Annotated in this window: 17 protein-coding genes; 8 read left to right on the top strand and 9 right to left on the bottom strand. The window is 72.6% G+C overall.

The window, feature by feature from the left end; all coding sequences use genetic code 11:
* Positions 1 to 1,641: homocysteine S-methyltransferase family protein (locus ABZ318_RS31550; protein WP_356905857.1), on the bottom strand; the 1,641-nt coding region annotated here is incomplete at its 3' end.
* Between the two features lie 242 nt (positions 1,642 to 1,883).
* Between ABZ318_RS31550 and ABZ318_RS31555 the strand changes: the two genes are divergently transcribed.
* The 5 genes from ABZ318_RS31555 (at position 1,884) to ABZ318_RS31575 (ending at position 8,193) form a co-directional block, all read left to right on the top strand.
* A complete protein-coding gene (locus tag ABZ318_RS31555) occupies positions 1,884 to 2,648 on the top strand; it encodes an IclR family transcriptional regulator (RefSeq protein WP_356905858.1) in 765 nt (254 codons plus the stop codon).
* A 277-nt stretch (positions 2,649 to 2,925) separates the two neighbouring features.
* The gene (locus tag ABZ318_RS31560; protein ID WP_356905859.1) at positions 2,926 to 3,684 is read left to right on the top strand and encodes an MIP/aquaporin family protein; all 759 of its coding nucleotides are present in this window, start codon (positions 2,926 to 2,928) and stop codon (positions 3,682 to 3,684) included.
* Between the two features lie 34 nt (positions 3,685 to 3,718).
* Positions 3,719 to 5,245 (top strand): glycerol kinase GlpK, encoded by a 1,527-nt coding sequence (glpK, locus tag ABZ318_RS31565; RefSeq protein ID WP_030692817.1) that lies wholly within the window; start codon positions 3,719 to 3,721, stop codon positions 5,243 to 5,245.
* A gap of 6 nt (positions 5,246 to 5,251) precedes the next feature.
* Positions 5,252 to 6,856, top strand: coding sequence for a glycerol-3-phosphate dehydrogenase/oxidase (locus ABZ318_RS31570; protein WP_356905860.1), 1,605 nt, complete (start codon positions 5,252 to 5,254; stop codon positions 6,854 to 6,856).
* Positions 6,857 to 7,065: 209 nt separating this feature from the next.
* On the top strand, positions 7,066 to 8,193 hold the full coding sequence (locus ABZ318_RS31575) for a PAC2 family protein (protein WP_356905861.1): 1,128 nt from the start codon (positions 7,066 to 7,068) through the stop codon (positions 8,191 to 8,193).
* Between the two features lie 42 nt (positions 8,194 to 8,235).
* Here ABZ318_RS31575 and ABZ318_RS31580 read toward each other — a convergent pair whose 3' ends face one another.
* The 6 genes from ABZ318_RS31580 to ABZ318_RS31605 all read right to left on the bottom strand — a co-directional run bounded on the left by ABZ318_RS31580 (position 8,236) and on the right by ABZ318_RS31605 (position 16,025).
* The gene (locus tag ABZ318_RS31580) at positions 8,236 to 9,210 is read right to left on the bottom strand and encodes a superoxide dismutase (RefSeq protein WP_356905862.1); all 975 of its coding nucleotides are present in this window, start codon (positions 9,208 to 9,210) and stop codon (positions 8,236 to 8,238) included.
* A gap of 100 nt (positions 9,211 to 9,310) precedes the next feature.
* On the bottom strand, positions 9,311 to 12,367 hold the full coding sequence (locus tag ABZ318_RS31585; protein WP_356905863.1) for an NPCBM/NEW2 domain-containing protein: 3,057 nt from the start codon (positions 12,365 to 12,367) through the stop codon (positions 9,311 to 9,313).
* Positions 12,368 to 12,483: 116 nt separating this feature from the next.
* Entirely contained in the window at positions 12,484 to 13,713 is a 1,230-nt protein-coding gene (gene mshC / locus ABZ318_RS31590) for a cysteine--1-D-myo-inosityl 2-amino-2-deoxy-alpha-D-glucopyranoside ligase (protein ID WP_356905864.1), read from the bottom strand.
* Positions 13,714 to 13,878: 165 nt separating this feature from the next.
* Positions 13,879 to 14,682, bottom strand: a complete 804-nt coding sequence (locus tag ABZ318_RS31595; RefSeq protein ID WP_356905865.1) for an SCO1664 family protein — start codon at positions 14,680 to 14,682, stop codon at positions 13,879 to 13,881.
* Positions 14,679 to 15,269: a DUF3090 domain-containing protein gene (locus ABZ318_RS31600; protein ID WP_093876934.1), complete on the bottom strand. Its 591-nt coding sequence runs from the start codon at positions 15,267 to 15,269 to the stop codon at positions 14,679 to 14,681. The genes ABZ318_RS31595 and ABZ318_RS31600 overlap by 4 nt, the downstream gene beginning before the upstream one ends.
* Positions 15,270 to 15,335: 66 nt before the next feature.
* Positions 15,336 to 16,025, bottom strand: coding sequence for a histidine phosphatase family protein (locus tag ABZ318_RS31605; RefSeq protein ID WP_356905866.1), 690 nt, complete (start codon positions 16,023 to 16,025; stop codon positions 15,336 to 15,338).
* 178 nt (positions 16,026 to 16,203) lie between these two features.
* On the opposite strand from ABZ318_RS31605, the gene ABZ318_RS31610 reads away from it, so the two are divergent.
* Positions 16,204 to 17,196 (top strand): magnesium and cobalt transport protein CorA, encoded by a 993-nt coding sequence (locus ABZ318_RS31610; RefSeq protein ID WP_356905867.1) that lies wholly within the window; start codon positions 16,204 to 16,206, stop codon positions 17,194 to 17,196.
* 22 nt (positions 17,197 to 17,218) lie between these two features.
* Here ABZ318_RS31610 and ABZ318_RS31615 read toward each other — a convergent pair whose 3' ends face one another.
* Both ABZ318_RS31615 and ABZ318_RS31620 read right to left on the bottom strand, forming a co-directional pair.
* Positions 17,219 to 18,004: a ferritin-like domain-containing protein gene (locus ABZ318_RS31615; protein WP_356905868.1), complete on the bottom strand. Its 786-nt coding sequence runs from the start codon at positions 18,002 to 18,004 to the stop codon at positions 17,219 to 17,221.
* 243 nt (positions 18,005 to 18,247) lie between these two features.
* Positions 18,248 to 19,297 carry an LLM class F420-dependent oxidoreductase gene (locus tag ABZ318_RS31620; protein ID WP_356905869.1) on the bottom strand — a complete coding sequence of 350 codons (1,050 nt, stop codon included), beginning with the start codon at positions 19,295 to 19,297 and terminating at the stop codon, positions 18,248 to 18,250.
* Between the two features lie 128 nt (positions 19,298 to 19,425).
* Between ABZ318_RS31620 and ABZ318_RS31625 the strand changes: the two genes are divergently transcribed.
* Entirely contained in the window at positions 19,426 to 20,403 is a 978-nt protein-coding gene (locus ABZ318_RS31625; RefSeq protein WP_356905870.1) for an aldo/keto reductase, read from the top strand.
* A partial coding sequence (locus tag ABZ318_RS31630) for a helix-hairpin-helix domain-containing protein (RefSeq protein ID WP_356905871.1) occupies positions 20,400 to 21,839 on the top strand: 1,440 nt, incomplete at its 3' end. The genes ABZ318_RS31625 and ABZ318_RS31630, both read left to right, overlap by 4 nt.

The following is a 21,839-nucleotide window of genomic DNA, read 5'->3' on the forward strand; positions in this document are numbered from 1 at the left end:
CGGGTGGCGGCGCTTCAGCTCGCGGATCGCCTCGATGGTGGCGATGCCGTCGCCCCGCGACTCCTCCTGGCCGGTGCAGATGGTGAAGGTCAGGGCGTCGATGAGGATGTCCGACTCGTGGATGCCCCAGTTGCCGGTGAGGTCCTCGATGAGCCGCTCGGCGATCGCGACCTTGTGCTCGGCGGTGCGGGCCTGGCCCTCCTCGTCGATGGTGAGGGCGATGAGGGCGGCGCCGTGCTCCTGGGCCAGTCGGGTGACCTTCGCGAAGCGGGAGTCGGGTCCGTCGCCGTCCTCGTAGTTGACCGAGTTGATCACCGCCCGGCCGCCGAGCTTCTCCAGACCCGCCCGCAGGACGTCCACCTCGGTGGAGTCCAGCACGATCGGCAGCGTGGAGGCCGTCGCGAAGCGACCGGCGAGCTCCTGCATGTCGGCGACACCGTCACGGCCCACGTAGTCCACGCACAGGTCGAGCATGTGCGCGCCCTCGCGGATCTGGTCCCGCGCCATCTCCACGCAGTCGTCCCAGCGGCCCTCCAGCATGGCCTCACGGAACTTCTTCGACCCGTTGGCGTTGGTCCGCTCGCCGATCGCCAGGTACGAGGTGTCCTGCCGGAACGGCACCGTCTGGTAGAGGGAGGCGGCGCCGGGCTCGGGGCGGGGGGAGCGCTCGGGCGGGGTGAGGCCCTGGACCCGCTCGACGACCTGGCGCAGGTGCTCGGGGGTGGAGCCGCAGCAGCCGCCGACCAGGGACAGGCCGTAGTCGCGGACGAAGTTCTCCTGCGCGTCGGCCATCTCGGAGGCCGTGAGCGGGAAGTACGCACCGTCCTTGGTGAGCACGGGGAGGCCGGCGTTCGGCATGCACATCAGGGGCGTGCGCGAGTGGCGGGCCAGGTAGCGCAGGTGCTCGCTCATCTCGGCGGGGCCGGTCGAGCAGTTCAGGCCGATGAGGTCGATGCCGAGGGGCTCCAGGGCGGTCAGCGCGGCGCCGATCTCGGAGCCGAGCAGCATGACGCCCGTGGTCTCGAAGGCGAGCGAACAGATCAGGGGCACGTCCACGCCCAGGGCCTCCATCGCGCGGCGCGCGCCGATGAGGCTGGACTTGGTCTGCAGCAGGTCCTGGGTCGTCTCCACGATCAGGGCGTCGGCGCCGCCGGCCAGCAGGCCCTCGGCGTTCTGCTGGTAGCCGTCGCGCAGCACGTCGTACGCGATGTGGCCGAGCGAGGGGAGCTTGGTGCCGGGGCCGATCGAGCCGAGCACCCAGCGCTGGCGGCCGTCCTTGGCGGCGAACTCGTCGGCGACCTCGCGGGCGATCCGGGCGCCCGCCTCGGAGAGCTCGAAGATCCGGTCCGCGATCTCGTACTCGCCCGCGGCCGAGTGGTTGGAGCCGAACGTGTTGGTCTCGACGCAGTCGACGCCGACCTCGAAGTACGCCTCGTGGACCGAACGGACGATGTCGGGCCGCGTGACGTTCAGGATCTCGTTGCATCCTTCGAGGTTCTGGAAGTCCTCGAGGGTGGGGTCCTGGGCCTGGAGCATGGTGCCCATGGCTCCGTCGGCGACGACGACTCGGCTGGCGAGTGCCTCGCGGAGGGCGGCGGCGCGGTTCCGGCTGTCAGCGGAAGGGGTCGGCAACGAGGCCATGGATGAGCTCCCTGGAATGCGACGGCTGTCGGCTTTGCACCCTCGGGGGAGGGGGCACGGGGCCAGCGTAACCGCGCCGGGGCCGGGGTGGACACGGCGTCCCACAGGCCGGACGGCATCCTGTGTGCGGGGACTCCCGGTCCTGCCCCTCCTTGGCCGACACTGTGTGGTGACGCAAGGTCGGCATCGACCGATAGTGTTCAGCATTGTCGAACAGTATGAGAAGGGTGAGGGGCCGGGCGATGGCGAAGAACATCCAGTCGCTTGAACGGGCGGCGGCCATGCTGCGACTGCTCGCGGGTGGCGAGCGCCGGCTCGGTCTGTCCGACATCGCGTCCTCGCTCGGACTCGCCAAGGGGACGGCCCACGGCATCCTGCGCACCCTCCAGGCGGAGGGCTTCGTGGAGCAGGACGCGGCCTCGGGCCGCTACCAGCTGGGCGCGGAGCTGCTGCGGCTCGGCAACAGCTATCTGGACGTGCACGAGCTGCGGGCGCGCGCGCTGGTCTGGACGGACGACCTGGCGCGGTCCAGCGGCGAGAGCGTGCACCTGGGGGTGCTGCACCAGCGGGGCGTGCTGATCGTGCACCACGTCTTCCGGCCGGACGACAGCCGCCAGGTCCTGGAGGTGGGGGCCATGCAGCCGCTGCACTCCACGGCGCTCGGCAAGGTCCTGTCGGCGTACGACCCGGTGGCGCACAGCGAGGCGCTGGAGGTCGAGCGGGAGGCGTTCACGCCCCGGACGACCACGGACCTGGGCGACTTCGAGTCGCTGCTCGACATGACGCGGGCCCGGGGCTGGGCGGCGGACGTGGAGGAGACCTGGGAGGGCGTGGCGTCGGTGGCGGCGCCGATCCACGACCGGCGGCGGATGCCGGTGGGCGCGGTGGCGGTCACGGGGGCCGTGGAGCGGGTCTGCCCGGGCGGGGAGCTGCGCCCCGAGCTGGTGGCGGCGGTACGGGACTGCGCCCGCGCGGTCTCCCGGGACCTGGGGGCGAACCGCTTCTGACCGTCCGTGCGGGCGCCGTCACCGACCGCCCGCCAAGCAACAGAACCCGCCGGTAACGATCGCGTTATCGGCGGGTTTTTCGCTTCCCAGACCCTTGACGCGCTGTTAACCCGGGGGCAAAACTTCCGTTCACCGGTCGGCATTGTCGAACACCTAACGGCAATAGGCGCTAAGGTGTGACAGTGCCAAGGGCCGGCAACGCCCTCACACGAGGGCGCGGACCACCGGAGGGACCCGGGGTTCGCCTTCCCCTGGACGAAGGACAAAGGAGTCGCGGGTGTCCACCTCCGACATCTTCCTCGGCGAGACCATCGGTACCGCCGTACTCATTCTGCTCGGCGGCGGTGTGTGCGCCGCCGTCACGCTCAAGGCCTCCAAGGCCCGCGGCGCGGGCTGGCTCGCGATCACCTTCGGGTGGGGCTTCGCCGTCATGACGGCGGTCTACATGACCGCTTCCCTCTCGGGGGCCCATCTGAACCCCGCCGTCACGGTCGGAATCGCGATCAAGGACGGGGACTGGAGCAACGTCCCCGTCTACATCGCGGGCCAGATGCTCGGCGCGATGATCGGTGCGGCGCTGGTCTGGGTGGCCTACTACGGCCAGTTCCAGGCCCACCTCACGGACCCGGAGACCATCGGCGAGAAGCCGATCGAGGGCCCCGGCCCGGTGCTCGGCGTCTTCTCCACGGGTCCCGAGATCCGTAACACCTGGCAGAACCTGGCCACCGAGATCATCGGCACCGTCGTGCTGGTCCTGGCCGTGCTCACCCAGGGCCTCAACGACAGCGGCAAGGGCCTCGGCGTCATCGGCGCCCTGATCACCGCGTTCGTCGTGGTCTCCATCGGCCTCTCGCTCGGCGGCCCGACCGGTTACGCCATCAACCCGGCCCGTGACCTCGGCCCGCGCATCGTGCACGCCCTGCTCCCCCTGCCGAACAAGGGCGGCTCCGACTGGAGCTACGCCTGGATCCCGGTCGCCGGTCCGCTGATCGGTGGCGCCATCGCCGCGGGTATCTACAACATCGCGTTCGCCTGAGCCGTCCTTCTTCCAGACCCCCTTGGAGCACACCGTGACCGACGCACACACCTCCGGCCCGTTCATCGCGGCCATCGACCAGGGCACCACCTCCTCGCGCTGCATCGTCTTCGACAAGGACGGCCGGATCGTCTCGGTCGACCAGAAGGAGCACGAGCAGATCTTCCCGAAGCCGGGCTGGGTCGAGCACGACGCCGCCGAGATCTGGACCAACGTCCAGGAGGTCGTCGCCGGCGCCCTGGAGAAGGCGAACATCACCGCCGCCGACGTCAAGGCCATCGGCATCACCAACCAGCGCGAGACCACGCTGCTCTGGGACAAGAACACCGGTGAGCCCGTCCACAACGCCCTCGTCTGGCAGGACACCCGCACGGATTCCCTCTGCAAGGAGCTCGGCCGCAACGTCGGCCAGGACCGCTTCCGCCGCGAGACCGGCCTGCCGCTCGCGAGCTACTTCTCCGGCCCGAAGGTCCGCTGGCTGCTCGACAACGTCGAGGGCCTGCGCGAGCGCGCCGAGCGCGGCGACATCCTCTTCGGCACCATGGACTCCTGGGTCATCTGGAACCTCACGGGCGGCGTCGACGGCGGCCACCACGTCACCGACGTCACCAACGCCTCCCGCACCATGCTGATGAACCTCCACACCATGGCCTGGGACGAGAAGATCCTGCAGTCCATGGACATCCCGGCCGCCGTGCTGCCGGAGATCCGCTCCTCCGCCGAGGTGTACGGCACGGTCAAGGGCGGCATCCTCGACGGCGTCCCGGTCGCCTCCGCGCTCGGCGACCAGCAGGCCGCCCTGTTCGGCCAGACGTGTTTCGCCGAGGGCGAGGCCAAGTCCACGTACGGCACCGGCACCTTCATGCTGATGAACACCGGCGACAAGATCATCAACTCCTACAGCGGCCTGCTGACCACGGTCGGCTACCAGATCGGCGACGCCAAGCCGGTCTACGCCCTGGAGGGCTCGATCGCCGTCACCGGCTCGCTCGTCCAGTGGATGCGCGACCAGATGGGCCTGATCAAGTCCGCCGCCGAGATCGAGACCCTCGCGTCCTCGGTCGAGGACAACGGCGGCGCCTACTTCGTGCCGGCCTTCTCCGGCCTGTTCGCCCCGTACTGGCGCTCCGACGCGCGCGGTGTCATCGCCGGCCTCACCCGGTACGTCACCAAGGCGCACATCGCCCGCGCCGTCCTGGAGGCCACCGCCTGGCAGACCCGCGAGATCACCGACGCCATGACGAAGGACTCCGGCGTCGAGCTGACCGCGCTCAAGGTCGACGGCGGCATGACCTCCAACAACCTGCTGATGCAGACCCTCTCGGACTTCCTGGACGCGCCCGTCGTGCGTCCGATGGTCGCCGAGACCACCTGCCTCGGCGCCGCCTACGCCGCCGGTCTCGCCGTCGGCTTCTGGCCGGACACCGACGCGCTGCGCGCCAACTGGCGCCGGGCGGCGGAATGGACCCCTCGCATGGACGCCGACAAGCGTGACAGCGAGTACAAGAGCTGGCTCAAGGCCGTCGAGCGGACCATGGGCTGGATCGAGGACGAGGAGTAATACGAGATGACCACCCTGCAGAGCGTCCCTGCCCTGGGGACGCACCCGGCTGCCGGTTCCCTCCCGAGCCGCGCCGAGACCCGGGAACAGCTTTCCAAGGCGACGTACGACCTCCTGGTGATCGGGGGCGGCATCCTGGGCATCTCCACCGCCTGGCACGCCGCGCAGTCGGGCCTGCGGGTGGCCCTGGTGGACGCCGGCGACTTCGCCGGCGCCACCTCCTCCGCCTCCTCCAAGCTGCTCCACGGCGGCCTGCGCTACCTGCAGACCGGCGCGGTGAAGCTGGTCGCGGAGAACCACTTCGAGCGGCGCGCGGTCTCCCGCCAGGTGGCACCGCACCTCGCCAACCCGCTCACCTTCTACCTGCCCGTCTACAAGGGCGGCCCGCACGGCGCGGCCAAGCTCGGCGCCGGCGTCTTCGCCTACAGCGCCCTCTCGGCCTTCGGCGACGGCGTCGGGCACCTGCTCTCCCCCGCCAAGGCCGCCCAGGACGTGCCGGAGCTGCGCACCGACAACCTGAAGGCCGTCGCCGTCTACGGCGACGACCAGATGAACGACGCCCGGATGGCGCTGATGACCGTCCGCGCCGCCGTCGCCGCCGGTGCCACCGTCCTCAACCACGCCGAGGTCACCGGCCTCCGCTTCACCCGCGGCCGGGTCACCGGCGCGGAGCTGAAGGACCGCACCACCGGCGACGAGTTCGGCGTGAACGCCCGGCTCGTGCTGAACGCGACCGGCCCGTGGGTCGACCACCTGCGCAAGATGGAGGACCCGAACGCGGCCCCCTCCATCCGCCTCTCCAAGGGCGCGCACCTGGTCCTCAAGCGGACCTCGCCGTGGAAGGCCGCGCTGGCCACCCCGATCGACAAGTACCGCATCACCTTCGCCCTCCCCTGGGAGGACATGCTGCTCCTCGGCACCACCGACGAGGAGTACGAGGGCGACCCCGGCCAGGTCGAGGTCACCGAGAAGGACACCGCCCAGATCCTGGACGAGGCCGCCTTCTCCATCCGCGACCAGCAGCTCTCCCGCGACCTGATCACGTACTCCTTCGCCGGCCTCCGGGTGCTCCCGGGCGGTCCCGGCGACACCTCCAAGGCCAAGCGCGAGACGGTCGTCACCGAGGGCCGCGGCGGCATGCTGTCGGTGGCCGGCGGCAAGTGGACGACCTTCCGCCACATCGGCCGCACGGTGATGAAGAAGCTGGAGCAGCTCCCCGGCCACCCCCTCGGCGAGGACTACGAGCCGGTGTCTGCGCTGCCGAAGCGGTTGCCGCTGCCCGGCATAGCCAACCCGAACGCGGTCGCCCACCGGCTGCTGGTCGACGGCCCGGCGCCCGGCCCCCGGATGGCCGCCGACACCGCCAGGCACCTGGCCACGCACTACGGCTCGCTCTCCTTCGACATCGCCCGGATGGCGAACGAGAACCCCGAGCTGGCCCGCCGGATCCACCCGGACGCGCCGGAGATCTGGGCGCAGGTCGCCTACGCCCGCGACCACGAGTGGGCCGAGACGGCGGACGACGTGCTGCGCCGCCGTACGACGCTGACCATCCGCGGTCTCGCGACGGACGAGATCCGCGCCGGGGTCGAGTCGATGCTGCGCAAGTAACTCCCGCGGCCCCAGGGGCGGTTCCTCGTCGAGGCGCCGCCCCTTCCGCATGCGGTACGGACCGCGGCGGTCCCGTGTGCGGGGTCCTGTTCCTGGGTAGTCGATCAAGGCCGCACGGGTTTTCGGGGGTGTCCGGAGACTGCGGACGGACCACCGGAAAGCCGTAAGGTGGGGCCGTACGACAGGAACTTCGAATAAGGAGGCGCTGGGTGATCGAGCTCGAGGGGGTACCCGAGCTGATCGACCCGGTCATGGTGGCAGCGTTCGAGGGCTGGAACGACGCCGGCGACGCCGCCTCCACCGCGGTCGCCCACCTGGACCGGGAATGGAAGGGCGAGGTCTTCGCGGCGCTCGACGCCGAGGACTACTACGACTTCCAGGTCAACCGCCCCACCGTCTTCCTGGACAACGGGGTCCGGAAGATCACCTGGCCGACGACCCGGCTCTCCGTGGTCCGGGTCGGCGGCGACAAACCCCGCGACCTGGTGCTCGTGCGCGGGATCGAGCCCTCGATGCGCTGGCGCTCCTTCTGCAACGAGCTGCTCGCCTTCGCGCACGAGCTGGGCGTGGAGATGGTGGTGATCCTGGGCGCGCTGCTCGGGGACACCCCGCACACCCGGCCGGTGCCGGTCAGCGGAGTGACCTCCGATCCGGACCTGGCGCGGACGATGGACCTGGAGGAGACCCGGTACGAGGGCCCGACGGGCATCGTGGGCATCCTCCAGGAGGCCTGCACGCACGCGGGCGTGCCGGCGGTGAGTCTGTGGGCGGCGGTGCCGCACTACGTGTCGCAGCCGCCGAACCCCAAGGCGACCCTGGCGCTCCTCAACCGCCTGGAGGACCTGATCGGGCTGCGCATCCCGCTGGGCGAGCTGCCGGAGGACGCTCGGGCCTGGCAGCTGGGCGTGGACCAGCTGGCCGCGGAGGACAGCGAGGTCGCCGAGTACGTGCAGACCCTGGAGGAGGCGCGGGACACGGCGGAGCTGCCGGAGGCCTCGGGCGAGGCGATCGCCCGCGAGTTCGAGCGGTATCTGCGGCGGCGCGAGCCGGGCACGGGTCCGGGCTCCGGTCCGGGGGTGGCGACGGAGGGCGGCGAGTTCCTGCGGGACTCCGGGAGCGGCCGGACGCGTCCGCCGAAGCCGGAGCAGCCGGGCCCGGAGTCGGTGCCGGGGGCCGAGCCGGAGTCGGTGCCGGGGGTTGACCCGGGGTCCGAGCCGGGGACCGACCCGGATTCGGTGCCGGGAGCCGACCCGGGGTCCGAGCCGGGGCCGCCGTCCGACTCCGCGGAGGGCGAGGACGACGGGGACGCGGGCGACGGCGGCGAGAGCCGGGAGTAGCCGTACGGGAGGGGTGGCGCGGCCGCCCCTCCCGTAGGCGTTTCAGACCCGCGCCACGGAGACCACGTCGTAGTCGGCCGTCGCCGGGTCCGGGTCCAGACCGAAGCGGGCGTTCGGCAGGTAGATCCGGTCGCCCCAGGCCGCCGCCGTGGTGGGGACGCGGAACCGGTCCGGGTCGGTGATCCGGGCGATCGCGGTGCCTCGCGTCCCGGTCGCGTCGAGCCGGACCACGTCGATCTGGTTGACCGCCTGCTGGACGATGTACAGATCGCGGCCGAGGAGCAGCAGCCCGTCCCCGTGCGGGATCTTCAGACCGCCGAGGTCGACCGCCCGGGCGACGCCGGTGCGCGGGTCGACCCGCAGGAGCGAGCCGCCGTCCTGGAAGACGTCGACCACGAGCAGCGCCCGCCCGTCGGGGGTCCGCTCGATGCCGTTGGCGCTGAAGTCGGGGCCCTGTGTCCAGTCGCCGCCGAGCGGGAGGACCGTCAGCTCGTGCGCGGGCTCGCCGGTGCGGTCGAGGGCCAGCCGGTAGAGCTGCGGCTGGAAGGAGTCCGTGAACCAGGCCGCGTCCGGGGTGAGGATCACGTCGTTGACCATGGTGGTCTCCGCGCCGAGCCCGGTGAAGTGGCGCAGCAGGGCCCCGGAGCGGGCGTCGACGACGCGGATCTCCCGGCTCCAGCCTCCGGCGAGGAAGAGCCGCCGCTCGGGCCGGTCGATCTTGAGCCCGACGGTGCTGTGTCCGGCGCCGAGCCCTTGGTGGACGATCCGGCCCTCGCCGGTGGCCAGGGAGGCCTTGTACACGGCGCCGTCGGCGAGCGAGCCGAAGTAGGCGTACGGGCTGTGCCCGATCGCGACGCCCTCCGGCTGGAAGCCCTTCGGAAGGGGGAACCCGGTGGGCCACCGCCCACCGGGTCCGGCCGCGTGCGCCGTGCCTGCGGCGAGGGGGGCGGTGAGAGCCGCCGCGCCGAGGGCGACGGCGGCTCCCAGGAATCCTCTGCGTGCGAGGTGATGCTGCACTGAGTGCCCTTTCGTACAACTGGTCGATTGGCACTCTCACCTCATCACAACAGGCGCCTCCGGCAGGGCAGTTGTCCGCATTCCGGCCTGCCGGCGCGCATCAGGCGCAGCCGAACCTGGCCGCCGCCCAGTCGCCGTGGTCGCCGCTCTTCGACCCGTTGGTGTCCGTGATCCGCAGCCGCACGTGCCGGGCGCCGGTCACGTCGACGTTCACGGGCAGGGTCGCGGAGGCTCCGGTCAGCCGGGGCGAGGTCCACAGGACCCGGCCGTCGGCCTCGACGGAGAAGGCCACCTCCCCGTAGCCGTTGATCTCGTCGTCGATGCCGACGTCGGCGGTGAAGGTGGTGCAGCGGCCGCCGAGGTAGACCTCGATGTCGGAGTCGGCGTGGGCGCCGATGCCCTTCTCGTAGGTCTGTCCGGCCAGGGTGAGGGTGTGGCCGTCGGCGGCGCCGGACTCGCCGTTGGAGCGGTCGCGCTCGGGCGGTCCCCAGCCGTTGGTCGCGCGCAGCCAGGCGAGGTCGCTCGCCCAGGCGTCGGCCGTCGGCGCCGGGGGCATCACTCCGATCGCGAACCGCTGGACGGCCGTGCGGTCGGTGCCCGCGGCACGGTGGCGGGCGGTCGCCGTGAGGGTGGCCTCGCCGGGCTTCGCGTCGGCCGCCGGGATGACGGCGACCTCGACCCGGCGGGTGGTGCCGGCCGGGACGCGGGCGATCGGCGCGGCCGGGGTGACCTGCCAGCCGGCCGGGGCGTCCAGGGAGACCCGTACGTCGGTGGCGTCCCGGGTGCCCGCGGTGACGTCCACGGCGACGGTGCCGGGCGTGCCGGCGCCGAGCTCCTGCCCGGTGGGGGCGGCGAGGACGGCGGAGGCGCCGGGGACGGCCCCGCCGACGGCGCTGGTGTCGGTCAGGCGCAGTTCGAAGGCGCGGCCGGTGGACAGGGCGGTGGTCTTGATCCGGACCACTCCCCCGCGCTCGTCGCGGTCGTACCACCAGCCCTGGCCGGCCGCGTCGAAGGCGGCGCGGGAGGTGAGGGCGGGCAGTGCGCGTCCGTCGAGCCTCACCGTGCCGGGGGCGTCGCCGGTGTGGACGGTGAAGGCGTACGGCCGGGCGGTGGGCTTGCCGGTGTACGTGCCGGTGCTCGCGCCGATCCGGACGGTGACGTCGCCGGGGCCGGACTCGGGGGCGCGGACCTCGGCGCGCTGGGTGGCGTACTTCCCGGTGCGGTGCTCGCGGGTGACGCCGTCGTCCTCGTACAGCTCGAAGGAGGAGCTGCCCTGCGGGTAGACGTCCCAGGCGAGCGGGTCGCCGGGGGCGCGGTCCTGGTACGAGCGGATGGAGCCGGGCCACATGGGGACGGCCGCCCCGGCCCGTACGAAGAGGGGCAGGGTGTCGAGCGGGGCGCTGTAGTCGTCGACGGTGACGGGGCCTTCGTGGACGCGCCCGCTCCAGTAGTCGATCCAGGTGCCCTCGGGGAGGTAGATGCCGTCGCGCTCCACCGCGTCCTGGTGGACGGGGGCGACGAGGAAGTCCTCGCCGCTGAGGAACTCGTACTTCGCGGCCTCGGTCGCGGCCTTCGGGTCGTCCGGGTATTCGAGGGCGAGCGGCCGGGCGAGGCCGACGCCGGTCTTCGTGGCGCGGTACGCGTGGCTGTAGATGTACGGGAGCAGGGCCTCGTGGAGCTTGAGCGAGGCGCGGTTGATCGTGGTGTACGGCTCGCCGTACCGGAAGGGCTGCTTGTCGTTGGCGGCCCAGCCGTCCATGGTCATGGTGACGGGCAGGAACATCTTCCACTGGAGGTCGCGGGTGTACGTCTTGGCGCTGCCGCCGAAGATGCCGTCGACGTCACCCGTGGTGTAGGCGAGTCCGGACATGGACGCGCCCGCGTAGGTGGGTATCTGCCAGCGGATGTACTCCCAGCTGCCGGACTGGTCGCCGGACCACTGGACGCCGCAGCGCTGGGCGCCGGACCAGCTCTCCGGGGCCCAGGTGAAGCCGCGGGCGTCGCTGTTGGCCTCGATGCCGGCGTGGGCGTCCTTGCAGCCGTCGAGGGCGAACTTGTAGCCCTCGCCGACCCAGGCGACGTCGAGCTTGGCGACCCGCTGGCCGGCCTTCACCTGGTCGGCGAGCTTGTCGATGCCGTCCTCGGTCCACAGGCCGAGCTTCATCTTCCGCTCGTCGAGGCCCGCGTTGGTCTCGGCGAGGTCCTCGTAGCCGCAGCCGTAGCCGTCGTTGACGAGCATCCAGCCGTTGGGCATGTCGTGCCGGACGTAGCCGTCGGCGACCTTCAGGGCGTCGAGCGTGTGGCGCTCGCCCCGGTTGGCGTTGTGCAGGTAGCAGTCGGAGTCGCCGATCTCCAGGCCGTACACCGGCGGCATGAAGGGCTTGCCGGTGAGCCGGGTGTACTGGCCGATGACGTCCTTGAGGGCGTCCTTCCCGTCGCCCGCGAAGTAGTAGGCGTCGAAGCGCCGTTCCTTCGCGCTGGTGGTGACGGGCTCGGTGAAGGCGTACGTGTTGGGCGCGTAGGTGTTGCGGTAGACGCCGTAGCCGGCGGAGGAGAGGTAGAAGGGGACGGAGTTGGGGTGGCCGCCGTCGTTCCAGTTGTAGTCGACGCCGACCTCGACGGTCTTGCCGCGGTGGGAGGTGTTGCCGCGGCCGTTCTGCATCCCGGCGCCGTAGAACTGCTCGTCGGCGCCGCGGGCGAGGGTCTGGACGGTGCGGTCCTGGTTCCAGGTGAGGCCCTGGGTCTCGGTCCAGAGCGGGGTGCCGTCGGCGCGTACGGCCGAGAAGCGCAGCGGTGACTTGGTGGCGCGCAGGGTCACCTTGGCGGTGGCGAGTTCGTACCGGTCGCCGAGGTCGCGCCAGCGGGTGGCCGGGGGCGGGCCCTGGGGCAGCGTGATGTCGGTGCCGGTGGGGTCGGTGAACTTCCCGTCGGGGGCGAGTTCGATGCGGAAGGTGTCGGCGGTGACGAAGGAGACGCGGGCCTCCGTGTGGCCCGCGGTCAGCCGGTAGACGGCTCCGTCGGCGGCGAAGCCGGTGACCTCGCCGACGGTGGTGTCGGACGGGTCCGCCGACGCGGTGGAGCCGGGTCCCGCGAAGGCCGCGAAGAGCCCGAGGACGGCTCCGGCAAGTGCAACTTTCATGCGCGATGATGATTGCATGGAGGTTGTTTAGCGCAGGAACGCGCATCCCCGCCAGGACAAAACGGAACCGCCCTCGGACTTCGGCGAGAAGTCCGGGGGCGGTTGCCTGAAAGGGAGTTGCGCGATCCTGCTCGCTACAGGGCCACACCGAGCAGTGCGTCGACGGCGCGCGAGACGAGACCGGGGGCGGACTCGTCCGTGCCGCCCTCGGCCGTCTGGAGCTCCGCCCAGCGGTCGACCGCGGCGAGCGCAGTGGGCGTGTCCAGGTCGTCGGAGAGGGCCTCGCGGAGCTCCTCGACGAGCGCGTCGGCGGACGGGCCGTCGGGGCGCGAGACGGCGGCGCGCCAGCGGCCGAGCCGCTCCACGGCCGTCTCCAGGACCTGGTCGGTCCACTCCCAGTCGTCGCGGTAGCGGTGCGAGAGGAGCGCGAGCCGGATGGCGGCCGGGTCGACGCCGTCGCGGCGGAGCTTGGAGACGAAGACCAGGTTGCCCTTGGACTTCGACATCTTCTCGCCGTGCAGGGCGACCATGCCGGCGTGGACGTACGCCTTGGCCATGGGGAACTCGCCCGTGAGGGTCTGGGCGTGGGAGGCGCCCATCTCGTGGTGCGGGAAGATCAGGTCGGAGCCGCCGCCCTGCACGTCGAAGCCCATGCCGAGGTGGTCGAGGGCGATGGCGACGCACTCGATGTGCCAGCCGGGGCGCCCGGGGCCGAGGCTGCCGCCGTCCCAGCTCGGCTCGCCCTCGCGGGCGGCCATCCACAGCATCGGGTCGAGCGGGTTCTTCTTGCCCGGGCGGTCCGGGTCGCCGCCGCGCTCGGCGGAGAGGTGGCGCATCAGCTCGGTGTCGTAGTTCGACACCTGGCCGAAGTGCGGGTCGGCCTCGACGGAGAAGTAGAAGTCGCCGTCGAGCTCGTAGGCAGCGCCGGAGTCCCGGAGCCGCTCGACGAGCGGGACGATGCCCGGTATGGCCTCGACCGCGCCGATGTAGTGCTGCGGGGGCAGCATCCGCAGGGCGGTCATGTCCTCGCGGAAGAGTGCGGTCTCGCGCTCGGCGAGGCCGACCCAGTCGATGCCGTCGCGGATCGCGCGCTCCAGGAGCGGGTCGTCCACGTCCGTCACGTTCTGGACGTAGTGCACCTGCCGCTTGGTGTCGAGCCACACGCGCTGAACGAGGTCGAACGCGTTGTAGGTCGCCGCGTGACCCATGTGGGTCGCGTCGTACGGCGTGATGCCGCAGACGTAGATACGGGCGACGGGGCCGGGGACGAGGGTCACTCGTCCGCCGGTCGCGGTGTCGTGGATCCGGAGGTCGCGGCCCTTGCCGGGAAGGGCGGGGACCTCAGAAGCGGGCCAGGCATGCATGACCCGAGCGTAACCGGACAGGTGTTCCGGATACGAACCGGATCCGGGATCTTGACCGATTAGGCACTCTTGCGGGTCGGAGGCGTACATGCATACCCCCCGGGGGTGCAGGACCCTCGGGGGCTGTGGCCGAAAACGATCGGTCGGAGGGGTGTGACCGGGAGCTCAGACGGGCGGCCAGGGGATCGCCGGCCACTGCCCCGAGGGCTCCGGGTGCCGCCCGGTGGCCCGCAGCGCCTCCACGCGGGCGCGTACGGCCGCGACCTCGGCGCCGGTCAGGAGTTCCGCCAGTCGGGTGGCGAGCGGCGCCCCCGGGGCCAGGGACCGGCCGAGCGAGTCGAGCACGCCGGCCGCCTCGGTCGGCAGCTCCTCGCCCGCCCAGCCCCACAGCAGGGTGCGCAGCTTGTCCTCGACGTGGAAGGTCACCCCGTGGTCGATGCCGTACAGCCGCCCGCCGGGGGCCGGCAGCAGGTGCCCGCCCTTGCGGTCGCCGTTGTTGATGACGGCGTCCAGGACGGCGAGCCGGCGCAGCTCGGGGGTGTCCGCGTGGACGAGGAGCGCGGTGCGCTCCTCGTCGATCTGCGCGGGCCCCACGGCCTTCCAGCCCTCGCCCGCCTCCTCGTCCTCGGTGAGGGCCAGGAGCCGCGCGTCGGGGTCGGCCTCGATCCACAGCTGGACCATGCCCTCCCCGTACGGGCCGTCGCGGAGCACGGTCGGCGGGACCAGGCCCCATCCGGTGGCCTCGGAGATCTCGTACGCGGCGACCTCGCGCCGGGCCAGGGTGCCGTCGGGGAAGTCCCACAGGGGCCGCTCCCCCGCGACCGGCTTGTAGACGCAGGCGGCTTCCCGGCCCTCGTGGGCGACGGAGCAGTACAGCACGGCGTTGGACGCCTCTCGGACCCTGCCGCGCACGGTCAGCTCACCGCGCGCGAGCAGCTCCGTGTCGCGCGGGCTCTCGGGGCTGCTCATGCTCCGCGGCGGTATCCGTTCTGGCGCGGGCAGACGTGCCCCTCCGGGTCGAGCGGCAGGCTGCACAGCGGGCACGGCGGCCGGCCGGCGTTGACGACGTCCAGGGCCCGCTTGGCGAAGGCCCGGGCCTGGGCCCCGCTGAGACGGACCCGGAGCATCGGCGGACCGTTCTCCTCGTCCTGGAGCAGCCGCTCCTCGGCCTCGGCGAGGTCCTCCTCGGAATCCACGTCGAGTTCGACGAGCGCCTGGGCCTCGACGATCATGCGCTGCTCCTCGCCGTCCCAGGCGAGGGCCATGGTGCCGACCCTGAACTCCTCCTCGACGGGCACGTCGAGGGGGGCCGTGTCCGCGATCTCCGCGGGGGCGACGGCGGGCACGGGCGCGTTGCCGCCGGTGCGGCGGACGACTTCGTCGAGGAGTTCGTCGATGCGCTCGGCGAGGGCCGCGACCTGGGTCTTCTCCAGGGCGACGCTGGTGACCCGACCGCCGGCGGACGCCTGGAGGAAGAAGGTCCGGCGGCCAGGCAGCCCGACCGTGCCGGCCACGAAACGCTCCGGTGGGTCGTAGAGGAACACCTGACGGGACACGTTCCCGGCTCCTTGGGTCTCGACAGTCGTACTACAGCGGCGCGTCCACCCTACTGCGCAAGGGGATCACGGTGCGCCCGCACCGCCACCGACCTCCGCCGTCCCGCTGCCGCCGGGGTGCTCCCGGGGGGCGAAACCGGCGAAGTCCCCGGTGTCGCCGAGGCGGAGGAGGAAGGGACGCAGGCGCGTGTAGCGGATCGCGGTGACCGAGCAGGGGTCGACGTGGATGCGCTGGAAGAGGTCGAGGTGGAGCCCGAGGGCGTCGGCGACGATCGCCTTCACGATGTCCCCGTGGGAGCACATGAGGTACGTGGCGTCCTCGCCGTGCTCGGCCTCGACGCGGGCGTTCCATTCCCGTACGGCCTCGACGGCGCGGTCCTGCATGGCCCGCATGGACTCGCCGCCGGGGAAGGCGGCGGCGGAGGCGTGCCCCTGGACGACCTCCATCAGCGGCTCGTCGTTGAGCTCCGCCAGCTTGCGGCCGGACCAGTCGCCGTAGTCGCACTCGCTGATCCGCTCCTCGACGTGGAGCGGGAGGCCGGGGCGGGCGTCGAGGAGCGGCCGCAGGGTCTCCCGGCAGCGCTGGAGGGGGCTGGTGACGGCCGCGGCGAGCGGGACGTCCGCGAGGCGGCCGGGGAGGGCGGCGGCCTGGGCGGCCCCGCGCTCGTCGAGCGCGATCCCGGGCGTGCGCCCGGCGAGGACCCCGGAGGTGTTGGCGGTGGAGCGTCCGTGCCGGACGAGGATCAGCGTGGCCATGCGGGCCAGCCTAGGCGGTACGGGCGCGGGGCGGACGGGCACGCGGGGCGACCGGTTACCTCGCACGCGCGCGTGACGGTGTCGAGGGGGTCCGGCGGGACCCACGCGCGCGTGAGTGGCGGTGTCCACCGGGACCGGTGTCGCACGCGCGTGCGTGACGGGGGCGTTCCGGGGCAGAATGCGCCGCGTGATCGTGGACTCTGCCATCTACCGGGACGGGCGCCGTACGGACGGACCCGCCGACCTCTCCGACGCCCTGGAGGAGGCGCGGGCGACGGGGGACGCGTTCCTGTGGGTGGGGCTGCACGAGCCCTCGGGGGCGGAGTTCGACCACGTCGCCTCGGAGTTCGCGCTGCACCCGCTGGCCGTCGAGGACGCCTTGAAGGCCCATCAGCGGCCCAAGCTGGAGGTCTACGACGACTCGCTCTTCGTGGTGCTCAAGCCGATCGTGTACGAGCCGGAGAGCGACCGGGTCTCCTCGGGCGAGCTGATGGTGTTCATGGGCGACTCCTTCGTCGTGACCGTCCGGCACGGCGAGGGCGCGCCGCTCGCGGAGGTGCGCCGACGGCTCGAGGCCGACCCGGAGGTCCTGAAGCACGGGCCGACGGCGGTGCTGTACGCGGTGAGCGACGCGATCGTGGACCACTACCTCGACGTGGCGGGCGAGCTCCAGGTCGACCTGGAGGAGCTGGAGGCGGACGTCTTCGCGCCCAGCGGGGGCAATCCGGCCAACACGGCGGAGCGGATCTACACGGCGAAGCGGCAGGTCCTGGAGTTCCGGCGGGCGAGCGGTCCGCTGGCCGGGCCGATGGCCCGGCTGACGGCCGGCGCGGTGCCGTTCGTGAACGAACGCTCGCAGCCCTTCTTCCGTGACGTCAACGACCATCTGCTGCGCTCCAACGAGCAGGTGGAGGGCCTCGACCGGCTCCTGTCCGACGTGCTGTCGGCCCATCTCGCGCAGATGGGGGTCCGGCAGAACGACGACATGCGGAAGATCTCGGCGTGGGCGGCCATGGCCGCGGTCCCCACGATGGTCGCGGGGATCTACGGGATGAACTTCGAGCACATGCCGGAGCTGCACTGGGTGGGCTCGTACCCGGCGGTGATCGTGGTGATGACGGGCATCGTCGTCGCGCTGTACCGGGTGTTCAAGCGGCGCGGCTGGATGTGAGGCCCGTCCTCGCCGGGCGTGCTCAGAAGGCGGGGGCGGGCGTCACGGGGCCGCCGAGGGCGTTCAGCCGCTCGGGCATCCGCAGGTCGACCATCTTGTGCCAGCCGGCGGCGCGTTCGTACGCGTACACGGCGTGGATCCCGGCGGCGAGGGCCAGCGCCTTGGGCTTCGGCCAGTTCAGGATGCGGCCCATGTGGCGCATCACGGCGAGACTGACGTCGCGGTAGACCTGGATCTCGGCGAGCGCGGACTCGCGCAGGGTCCGCTGGATGAGCCGGCCGTGGCCTTGGCGGGCGAGCCGGAGCAGTTCCTCGTGGCAGTAGGCGAGGTGGTTCGCCTCGTCGTTGTCGATCATGTGGATGGCCTTGCCCAGTTCGGGGTGGTCCCCGAAGTACGTGACGAGCATGGCCATCTGGTCGGCGGCGCGCTGCTCGGTGACCCGGCTGTGGGCGAGGTAGACGATGACGTCCTCCTCGGTCAGCGGCCGGTCGGCGCGGAGCTTGTCGTGCGCAAGGCCGATGCCGCGCCGTTCGAGCAGCATCGTGTAGTCGGTGTCGGGAGGCACGGGGACGGGTTCGAGACCGCGCTTCTTCATCAACGCGTTGAAGATCCGGCCGTGCTTGTCCTCGTCGGCGCCGTGCCGGGTGATCTTGGGCGCGAGGGTGCGCATGCCGGGCGCGACGAGGGCCGCGATCCGGGCGTTCTCCCAGCCGCCCTGGGACTCGCCGCTCGCGGCGATGGAACAGAAGAGCCGGAAGGACTCGTCGTTGTCGATGATTTCCTGGAACAGGCCCTTGGCCGTGAGCATCGCCGCCACCTCCGTGCGGACGTCCGCACTCCGGTACGTCCGGGAAGAACGAGTCAAGTCGGGTCCCGGGCGGCGGGCAACAGGAGAGTACGACGACTCGGCCGAAAGAGTGAGGTCCGAGGCCGTAACCGGGGGCCCGGTGGAGCGTTGTGCTGCATGACGGCCGTGGCGGGGAAGACCCCCGAGCCCCCACCACGGCCGCAGGCATTTCCCGGACGGGCCCCAGGGGACGTCCGAGAGGCCCTAGGCCAGTCCGGCTCGCTCCATCGCCTCGACGCCCGCCCGCAGGGCCGCCACCCGCTCGTCCAGGGTGAAGCCGGCCGGGGCGAGGGTGAGGGTGGTGACCCCGGCCTCCGCGTAGGCCGTCATCCGCTCGGCGATCCGCTCGACGGAGCCGAGCAGCGTGGTCCGGTCGATCAGGGAGTGCGGCACGGCGGCCGCGGCCCCGGTCTTGTCGCCGGCCAGGTACTTGTCCTGGATCTCGGCGGCCTCCTTCTCGTATCCCATGCGCTGGGCGAGCTGGTTGTAGAAGTTCTGCTTGCGGCTGCCCATGCCGCCCACGTACAGCGCGGTGTACGGGCGGAACACGTCGGCGAGCGCGGTCACGTCGTCGCCGAGGGCGAGCGGCAGGGTGGGACAGACGTCGAAGCCGTCCATGGTCAGGCCGGCCTTCTCGCGGCCCGCCCGCAGGTGCCGGAGCGCGGTCTCCTCCAGGTGGTCGGCGGAGGGGAAGATCAGCAGGGCGCCGTCGGCGATCTCGCCGGTCTGCTCCAGGTTCTTCGGCCCGATCGCGGCGATGTAGAGCGGGATGTGCTCGCGCTGGGGGTGGACGGTGAGCTTGATCGGCTTGCCCGGGCCGCCGGGAAGCGGCAGGGTCCAGTGCTCGCCGTCGTAGCTGAGCCGCTCCCGGGTCATGGCCTTGCGGACGATCTCGACGTACTCGCGGGTCCGGGCGAGCGGCTTGTCGAACTTCACGCCGTACCAGCCCTCGGAGACCTGCGGTCCGGAGACGCCGAGGCCGAGGCGGAAGCGGCCGCCGGTGAGCGAGTCGAGGGTGGCCGCCGTCATCGCCGTCATGGCGGGCTGGCGGGCCGGGATCTGCATGATCGCGGAGCCGACGTCGATCCGCTCGGTCTTCGCCGCGACCCAGGCGAGGACGGTGGGGGCGTCGGAGCCGTAGGCCTCGGCGGCCCAGCAGACGTCGTAGCCGAGGCGGTCCGCCTCCTGGGCGACGGCGAGGTTGTCGCCGTCCATGCCGGCGCCCCAGTAGCCGAGGTTGATGCCGAGCCGCATTCCACGCACCCCTTACCCATCGGTAACGTCTCTTCGGCCGGACTCTAGCGCGCGTGCGGGCCATCCGTCAGGACGCTGTTGTCCACAGGCTCTCTCCGCGTGGTGCCCTGGCCAGTACTCTCGCGCCCATGGAGCAGAGGCATCTCGGACGTACCGGCCTGCGTGTGTCGCGCATCGGACTCGGCACCCTCACCTGGGGCCGGGACACCGACGAGCACGACGCCGCCGAGCAGTTGAAGGCGTTCTGGGACGCGGGCGGCACGCTCGTGGACACCGCCGACGTGTACGGCGGGGGCGAGGCGGAGTATCTGCTCGGGCGCCTGATGGAGCGCCTGGTGCCCCGGCAGGACCTGGTCCTGTCCACCAAGGCGGGCAGCGTCCCGGACCCCGACCGGCGCACGGACGGCTCGCGCGGGCATCTGCTCGCCGCGCTCGACGCCTCCCTGGCCCGTCTGGGCACGGACCACGTGGACCTGTGGCAGCTGCACGCCTTCGACCCGCACACGCCCCTGGAGGAGTCGCTCCAGGCCCTCGACATCGCGGTGCGCAGCGGGCGGGCGCGGTACGCGGGCGTGTCGAACTTCTGCGGCTGGCAGCTCGCCAAGGCGGGCACCTGGCAGCTCGGCGGCGACCGCACGCGGCTCGCCGGGGCGCAGCTGGAGTACTCGCTGCTCCAGCGGGGCGTCGAGCGGGAGGTGCTGCCGGCCGCGATGGACCTCGGCATAGGCCTGCTGCCCTCGTCCCCGCTGGGGCGCGGGGTCCTGACGGGGAAGTACCGCAGCGGCACGCCGACGGACTCGCGGGGGGCCTCGGAGACGATGGCGCCCTTCGTGGAGCCGTACCTGGACGAGGCGGCGAGCCGGATCGTGGACGCGGTGGCGACGGCGGCCGACGGGCTCGCGACGACCCCGCTCCACGTGGCGCTCGCGTGGGTCCGCGACCGGCCCGGGGTGACCGCGCCGATCGTCGGGGCGCGCACGGCGCGGCAGCTCACGGCCGCGTTGTCAGTGGAGGCCCTTAGTCTTCCTGACGAGATCTGTCGGGCGCTGGACGATGTGTCGGCGCCCGTGCACCGCTATCCGGATCACGACTGGAGCACCTTGTGACCGACCCTTCCGGGGAGACCGCGCCCGAGGCCGCGGAGCCCACCGAGGACCTGCGGGAGGAAGCCGCCGAGACCCCGGCCCCCGACGCGGCCGAGGGACCGGAATCCGCCGAGGAGCCCGCCGGGGGGCCGGGGACGACCGAAGAGCCCGGTACGGACGGGGAGCCGGGCGCACCCGAGGGGCCGGGCACGGCCGAAGGGCCGGTGACGGCCGAGGGGCGGGACTCCGCCGAGGGACCGGAAGCCGGCGAAGGACCTGGTAACCGGGCGGCCACGCCCGAAGGGCCGGAAGCCGCCGAAGAGCCCGACAACCGGACGGCCACGGCCGAGGAACCGGACTCCGCCGAAGAGAGCGGGGACCGGGCAGCCCTGGGCGAAGAGCCGGAGTCCGCCGAAGAGCCCGGCGACCGGGTGGCCGTCGCCGAGGAGGCGGGGGGCGCCGAGGGCGCCGGTGCGTCCGAGGTGAGCGAGGCGCAGGCCGAGCTCGCCGCGCAGCGGGAGCTGCGGGCCAGGATCGAGGCCCGGAAGGCCGAGAAGAGCGGCCCGTTGGCGAGCGGCGCCAAGCTGAGCGGCACCGCGGCCGACCTCCTCGCCGCCGTCCGGGCCGTCGAGGGCGGCACCGCCTCGGGCAGCGCCTTCTACGAGGCACCCGAGCCCGCACCCCGCCGCCCCGCCGTCGAGACGGCCCCGGCGACGACCGTGCGGCCCCCCGCGCCGGAGCGGCCGGCGGCTCCGGCGCCCGGCACCACGGCCGCCGTCCGCGAGGTCCTCGCCGCGGGCGGCGCCCCGGAGGCGCTGGCCGACCGGGTCGCCGCCGTGCTCGGCGAGGGCGCGGCCCCGGCGCTGCGCGAGGACCCGTGGCAGCTGCTCGCGGTGCCGGGGGTCCGGCCGGAGCAGGCCGACGGTTTCGCGCGGGCGCTGCTCGGCCCCGCGTGCGGCCCCGGCGACCCGCGCCGCGCGGTCGCCCTGACCGTGTGGCTCCTGGAGCGGGCCGCCGTCCAGGGGCACACGGCCCTGGAGGTCCAGGCCGTGTGCGCCGGACTCGCCGGGCACGCGGTGCCGGACCCGGAGCAGGCGGTCGAGGCGGCGGTCTCCGAGGGTGCGGTCCTCCTCTTCCAGGAGGAGGAGACGGCGGAGGAGCCCGACGGCGACGAGGAGGTCGAGGAGGCGTCCGCGCCCGCCGCGGAGCGGGAGCCCGCCGCGCCCGTGCTGCTCGGACTCGACCGGTACGCGCTGGCGGAGGAGAGCCTCGCGGACGGTCTCGCCCGGCTGGTCAGGACGGCGAAGGCCGACGTCTGGGAGGGCGGCGAGCTGGAGCGCGCCGCCGGGGCGCACGGCCTCGTCCTGCACACGGGCGGGGAGGCCGCCCGCGCCGAGGTCCGAGACGATCGTGGGCAGGGCGGTGCCGACGATCGTCTGGTCGAGGGCGGCGAGGAG

It is taken from the genome of Streptomyces sp. NPDC006197 (genome assembly GCF_040613865.1).
Taxonomy (GTDB): domain Bacteria; phylum Actinomycetota; class Actinomycetes; order Streptomycetales; family Streptomycetaceae; genus Streptomyces.

Bases quoted from the DNA above. Each gene is read 5' to 3' on its own strand.
- ABZ318_RS31595 (WP_356905865.1), bottom strand. From the start codon at position 14,682: ATGAGCAGCCCCGAGAGCCCGCGCGACACGGAGCTGCTCGCGCGCGGT.
- ABZ318_RS31555 (WP_356905858.1), top strand. From the start codon at position 1,884: ATGGCGAAGAACATCCAGTCGCTTGAACGGGCGGCGGCCATGCTGCGA.
- ABZ318_RS31620 (WP_356905869.1), bottom strand. From the start codon at position 19,297: ATGCGGCTCGGCATCAACCTCGGCTACTGGGGCGCCGGCATGGACGGC.
- ABZ318_RS31615 (WP_356905868.1), bottom strand. From the start codon at position 18,004: ATGCTCACGGCCAAGGGCCTGTTCCAGGAAATCATCGACAACGACGAG.
- ABZ318_RS31625 (WP_356905870.1), top strand. From the start codon at position 19,426: ATGGAGCAGAGGCATCTCGGACGTACCGGCCTGCGTGTGTCGCGCATC.
- ABZ318_RS31570 (WP_356905860.1), top strand. From the start codon at position 5,252: ATGACCACCCTGCAGAGCGTCCCTGCCCTGGGGACGCACCCGGCTGCC.
- mshC (WP_356905864.1), bottom strand. From the start codon at position 13,713: ATGCATGCCTGGCCCGCTTCTGAGGTCCCCGCCCTTCCCGGCAAGGGC.
- ABZ318_RS31605 (WP_356905866.1), bottom strand. From the start codon at position 16,025: ATGGCCACGCTGATCCTCGTCCGGCACGGACGCTCCACCGCCAACACC.
- ABZ318_RS31585 (WP_356905863.1), bottom strand. From the start codon at position 12,367: ATGCAATCATCATCGCGCATGAAAGTTGCACTTGCCGGAGCCGTCCTC.
- ABZ318_RS31610 (WP_356905867.1), top strand. From the start codon at position 16,204: ATGCGCCGCGTGATCGTGGACTCTGCCATCTACCGGGACGGGCGCCGT.